Below are 1,257 nucleotides of genomic sequence, written 5' to 3' on the forward strand. Positions count from 1 at the left end.
CCCCCCCCCCCCCCGGGGGGGGGCCGTGGGGTACTCCGCGCGGGCCCACAACAACACCCCAAATCTCCCAAACCCGGCGCCCGGGTTCTTCTACCCGGGGGGTGACCTGCGGGCACACGACGGCACCCCGCAGGTCACCAAGGAACTGCTGAGGAACACCGTCGAGCTCGTCAGCGGCGTGCACGACACCGTCGGCGAGGTGGTCGACGACCTCAGCGGCACGATGGACGCCGTGCGCAGCGCCGCCGACGCGGTCGGGGTGGACCTGTTCTGCGCGGGCACTCACCCGTTCGCTCAGTGGTCGACCCAACAGCTCACGCGCACAGCGCATTACGACGAACTCATCGAACGCACCCAGTGGTGGGGGCGGCAGATGCTGATCTGGGGCGTGCACGTACACGTCGGAGTCTCGCACCCGGAGAAGGTCTTTCCGATCCTGAACTCGCTGCTGCTGTCGTACCCGCACCTGCTGGCGCTGTCCGCGTCCTCGCCCATGTGGGCCGGGATCGATACCGGGTACGCCAGCAACCGGGCGCTGATGTTCCAGCAACTGCCCACCGCAGGTCTGCCGTTCCAGTTCGAGAACTGGTCGCAGTTCGAGGGTTTCGTGCACGACCAGATGAAGACCGGCGTGATCGAGCAGCTGGGCGGCATGCACTGGGATATCCGCCCGGCGCCGAAATGGGGGACCATCGAGGTCCGGGTGTGCGACGGAATACCCACGCGCCTGGAGCTTTCCGCGATCGTCGCGCTCATCCACTGCCTGGTGGTGGACCTGGATCGCCGGGTCGAGGCGGGGGAGACGCTGCCCACCATCCCGCCCTGGCATGTGCAGGAAAACAAGTGGCGCGCAGCACGTTACGGCCTGGACGCGATCATCATCACCGACGCGCAGAGCAACGAACGCCTCGTCACCGACGACCTGTCGGAGCTGCTGAATCGCCTCGAGCCGGTCGCGAAACAGCTCGGCTGCGAGAAGGAGCTGGCGCTGGTCGCGGAGATTCCCCAGCGCGGCGCCTCCTACCAGCGGCAGCGCCGCGTGGCCGCCGCCGCCCAGGGTGATCTGGTGGCCGTGGTCGACGCCCTGGTCAAGGAACTCGACGCCTAGCACCGCGGCACCTCCGCCGTCATTCCGGCGTGGGGGGTTTGGGGGGGACGCACCGCGGGGGGGGGTGGGGGGGCGCAGAGCGGGGGGGGGGGGGGGGGGGGGGGACCCCCCCCCCCGAGACGACCGACCACCCCCCCCGCCCCCCCCCC

At 70.1% G+C, this 1,257-nt stretch carries 1 protein-coding gene; it reads left to right on the plus strand.

Annotated features, from left to right (window positions below):
* Window positions 1-25 precede the first annotated feature (25 nt).
* Complete coding sequence (locus tag QH470_RS15575; RefSeq protein WP_280273074.1) at window positions 26-1,108, plus strand: glutamate--cysteine ligase; 1,083 nt, start codon at window positions 26-28, stop codon at window positions 1,106-1,108.
* The last annotated feature ends 149 nt before the right edge of the window (window positions 1,109-1,257 follow it).

The organism is Nocardia wallacei, assembly GCF_029868745.1.
GTDB classification, from domain to species: domain Bacteria; phylum Actinomycetota; class Actinomycetes; order Mycobacteriales; family Mycobacteriaceae; genus Nocardia; species Nocardia wallacei_B.